At 66.8% G+C, this 3,759-nt stretch carries 7 protein-coding genes; 3 read left to right on the top strand and 4 right to left on the bottom strand.

Going from position 1 to position 3,759, the window contains the following annotated elements:
• Both D7V93_RS39925 and D7V93_RS47550 read left to right on the top strand, forming a co-directional pair.
• A partial coding sequence (locus D7V93_RS39925) for a hypothetical protein (RefSeq protein WP_208723308.1) occupies positions 1-379 on the top strand: 379 nt, incomplete at its 5' end.
• A 65-nt stretch (positions 380-444) separates the two neighbouring features.
• The gene (locus D7V93_RS47550) at positions 445-573 is read left to right on the top strand and encodes a hypothetical protein (protein WP_279636989.1); all 129 of its coding nucleotides are present in this window, start codon (positions 445-447) and stop codon (positions 571-573) included.
• Here the strand turns inward: D7V93_RS47550 and D7V93_RS39920 are convergent.
• From D7V93_RS39920 to D7V93_RS39905, 4 genes are all read right to left on the bottom strand, one after another.
• Entirely contained in the window at positions 570-1,112 is a 543-nt protein-coding gene (locus D7V93_RS39920) for a hypothetical protein (protein WP_147451592.1), read from the bottom strand. The genes D7V93_RS47550 and D7V93_RS39920 overlap by 4 nt on opposite strands.
• Before the next feature lie 119 nt (positions 1,113-1,231).
• Positions 1,232-1,921: a hypothetical protein gene (locus D7V93_RS39915; protein ID WP_120648269.1), complete on the bottom strand. Its 690-nt coding sequence runs from the start codon at positions 1,919-1,921 to the stop codon at positions 1,232-1,234.
• 142 nt (positions 1,922-2,063) lie between these two features.
• Positions 2,064-2,552 carry an SRPBCC family protein gene (locus D7V93_RS39910; protein WP_120648268.1) on the bottom strand — a complete coding sequence of 163 codons (489 nt, stop codon included), beginning with the start codon at positions 2,550-2,552 and terminating at the stop codon, positions 2,064-2,066.
• 4 nt (positions 2,553-2,556) lie between these two features.
• Positions 2,557-2,892, bottom strand: a complete 336-nt coding sequence (locus D7V93_RS39905; protein WP_120648267.1) for an ArsR/SmtB family transcription factor — start codon at positions 2,890-2,892, stop codon at positions 2,557-2,559.
• Positions 2,893-3,003: 111 nt separating this feature from the next.
• Between D7V93_RS39905 and D7V93_RS39900 the strand changes: the two genes are divergently transcribed.
• Positions 3,004-3,555, top strand: a complete 552-nt coding sequence (locus D7V93_RS39900) for a CAP family protein (protein ID WP_158623969.1) — start codon at positions 3,004-3,006, stop codon at positions 3,553-3,555.
• Positions 3,556-3,759: the final 204 nt, after the last annotated feature.

The raw sequence follows: 3,759 nt of genomic DNA, 5'->3' as shown, positions 1-3,759 counted from the left end.
AGTCGGGGGCGTGCTGGCGGGATGGGTGGTGGGGTACTGGGTCGGTGGACTGCCGTCCTTCTTCGTCGGGAGGTACCTGAACAACGACCTGCGTCGAGCGGACCCGGCGTCGCTGAGACAGCGCCTGAAGGCGGAGTACTACATCTCCCATCTGATTCTGGCGGAGCTGGGACGGCGCGGCGAGGACCTGGCGAGGTACGAGGAGCCCATCCTCCAGTTGCTGCGGTCCGAGTCAGGGGACCAGCGGCGGCATGGGTGGGCGAGCCTCCGGTATTTCTACCCCACTCGGGCGGAAGCGCTGGCGGACTACAAACACGAGGCTTCGGCCGAGGAGTGTCGACGACAGGTGGAGGAGGTCCTCACCCGGTCAGCCGGTTGAGCTGGCGCCGACCGGAATCGGTGTCGCCCACCTCAGACCCTCTGCGCGCGAAGTAGGATGCGCGCATGCTCAATCCGTCCGGCGAAGCGCAGGTGCTGCGCTGGTGCGTCGCGGCGCTGAGCACGATCGAAGTCCCGATCCTGAGCGGCCTGAGCGCGGGGCGCGTCGTCATCACCGTCGGAGCGGAAGCCTAGGGCCCACAGCCCAGCCACTCGAAGAACGCGGCATGGGCGGTGACTGCTTCGGGCGGGATGTTTCCGACGGAGCGCTGGAGGCAGTAATAGGACTTGAGCTGCTGGTCCGTGGCCTTCGTCCGCGGGCCCAGGAGCGCTTCGAGCGGCTTCACCTTCAGAGCCTCGAGCTCCTCCTTCCGCAGCGGCCGTACGCCCTGGACTCCGTGAGACGTGAGCCGGGTGTCCATGCGGGTGAGCTCCAGCTTCGGGCCCTGCGCCGACCAGGTGATCCTGGCCCAGGTGGGGCCGACGAACTCCCCGTCCCGCAAGCGCATGGGGTTCATGCCTCTCGCGTACGCGTAGAAGGCAAACGTCGGCTCCACGAGGGGCCACGTCATGGGAAGCGGGTCGCTGAGGCGGGTATCCCAGCTGATGAACCCGGCGTCGGCTGGATTCCCCCGCTTCGTATCCACGGACTCCTTCCAGGTCTTTTCGGCCGAGGCCTTGACGCTGGCGACGATGGCCACGGTGTCGAGGGGCGGGTGGTCCGGCGGGCTCATGTGCTCTCCATGGGAGCACGAGGGCGCCAGGGCGCCCTCGTGCGTTGCCAGCGTACCGCAGGCCTGCTTCGGCGCGCGCCGCGGAATCCCGACCACGTACGAGGGCTGGAGGCGCACCGTCAGAAGCCGAAGCCCAGCCGGAGGATGTCCATGTTGATGTCCACGATGCGCCCGTTCCTGCGCTCTTCGCCCCAGGGCACGGTGTACTGGGCGCCGAGGTCCAGCTCCTTGCGCCGCTGGTTCCAGCTGTAGCCCACGCCCGCGCCGAACACCGCGGCAAGGTAGAAGTTCGAGCGCGCCGTCGTCTTCCGGTAGCCCAGGTCAAGTCCGAGCGTGAGCTGCCCACCCGTCGTGCTCCGGTTGGCGGGCTGGCCCTCGTCGGCGTCGGGCCGGTCCTTCTCGTTGCTCACCATGCCGCTCAGCTTGGGCTGAAGGAAGAAGCCGTCGCCCCGTGCGCGGGGCCACGGCGTCCAGGCCAGGCCCGTGGAGACCGTGAGCGCCCGGACCGTGCCGCAGCTGTCGAAGTCGTCGGTGCACCGGCGGCGCGTGAACCGGGGCGTGACTTCAATGACCAGGTCGGTCCGGTCCGACAGCTTGAGGTTCGTGCCGACAGGGAGCGCCAGATGGAGCATGCCAGCCATGGGCGGCCCCATCAGCATGAAGGAGCCGTGCACCACCGGCGCGATCCAGAGCACCTGCCCGGGTTTCTCCCCCACGGAAGCCCTCAGGCCCAGCGCCTCCATGGCCTGGGCCTGGGCCCGGGTCGCGGTGAGGAGAAGGAGCACCGGAATCAGCATCGCCTTGTTCAACGCATGCCTCCTGCTGCGGATGGGGACCCTTGCTGGAGCAAGGGCTGTTCCACTCGCGCACACGAGGACGGCTCAGAGGGCGACTCCCTCCGCGCATGACACGGCTGTCAGAGCCCGCGCGCGAGGATGCCGGACACAGGTGTCACACGCGCCGTTCGGCGATCGCCGCGAGCTGCGCCGTGACGGTGCCCCAGCCTTCGTGGAAGCCCAGGTCGTGGTGCAGGGTCCTGTCCGCGCTGTTCTTGTGCATCACGTGGGCGCTGTAGTCCGTGCCCTGCGGATGATCCTTCAGCGTGATGATGGCGGTCATGCCGGGCATGGCGGAGAGCTCGGCGGGGCGCCAGCCCCCAAGCAGGACGGTCGTGAACACGATGCGCTCGAGCGTGTCGACGGCGAGGAAGCACGCGCTGAGGTGCGGCCCGAAGTCGCGGGTCTCCGTCTCGCTGAAGTGCGTCACCAGCGCGCCGCCGGGGCGCAGGTCCATCTCCAACACCTTGCACCGGGAAGGCGCGGGCACCCACCACTGCTCGAAGCTGGCGGGGTCCGTCCAGGCCTTCCAGACGACGGCGCGGGGCGCCTTGATGATGCGCGAGATGCTCAGGTCGAGCTCGGGATGAAGGGCAGGGGACATCGGGTCACTCCTTGTTGGGGTTGGCGGTGACGAACTGCTCGAGCCGGTCCGTGCGGGCCTCCCAGAGGGCGCGCTGCGCGGACAGCCACGACTCCACGGCGGCGAAGGATTTCTTCTCCAGGGCGCACGTCCGCACGCGCCCCTCCTTGTGCGTGCGGATGAGTCCACTGCCCTCCAGGAAGTGGATGTGCTTCATGAAGGACGGCAAAGCCATATCGAAGGGCTTCGCCAGGTCGCTGATGCTGGCGGGACCCCTGCCCAGACGCGACAGCACGGCCCGGCGGGTGGGGTCGGCGAGCGCCTGGAAGATGCCGTTCAGTTGTTCCGGATGCTTTTCCACGAGGCTAAGTATAGCCTCGTGATGCTTAGCGCAAGGGCTAAGTAATTCGCCATGAGTGTGGTAACCCGGTGGGGGCGTCGCCGTTCAGTGCCCGCCAGGAGCCTACAGACCATGCGTACCCATCGAGTCGTGATGACCCTGCTGATGCTCGCTTCTCCCAGTGCATTCGCGCGCGACCCCTTCCCTGACATTACGAATGCGGAGCTCAGCACTCTCCTGGTGACGTTGCACAACAGCTACCGCGCACAGCATCACGCTCCTGCCTTGACGGTGGATGCCTCCATCGTGGCCTACGCGAAGACCCGGGCGAGAACTGTCTCGACATTTGAAGGCCTCAGCGAGGGCCACCGGGGACTCGACCACAAATACGGTGAGAACCTCTATTGGGCTGGGAGTTCAACAAACGCGGAGCAGTCCACCCAGCTTGTGACTGCCGCCGTCAAAGCCTGGTACAACGAAATTGCACACTACAACTTCAAGAACGGTGGTTTCTCCGCGGGCACCGGCCACTTCACCCAGTTGGTCTGGAAGGGCACCACCAAGATCGGCTGTGCCGTCGCCCGGGGGAAAGGCTCGAAGTGGTACGAAACGTATGTGGTCTGTAACTATCTGGCTCCAGGAAACATGATGGGGGACTTCCAGAAGAACGTCCTGCCCAAGTGACCTCGGTCCACCTGCAGCTGAGTGGCCGTGAGTCATCCCCTGGGACGGATGCCCGCTGACGCGTGCATGCGCCCAGGGTTCAACAATGCAACTCCAGACGCCTGCACGCACCCGGGCCGCCTTGTGGTGCGCCTGAAGCCTGTGGGGCAGGCCTTCTTGTCGGCGCTCCGCCTCGCGCACGGCGTTTCACCCGCCCTCCTGGCG

The organism is Corallococcus llansteffanensis (genome assembly GCF_003612055.1).
GTDB lineage: Bacteria > Myxococcota > Myxococcia > Myxococcales > Myxococcaceae > Corallococcus > Corallococcus llansteffanensis.
Note: the sequence above shows the minus strand (reverse complement) of the source record. Positions and strands in the feature narration are given on the sequence as shown.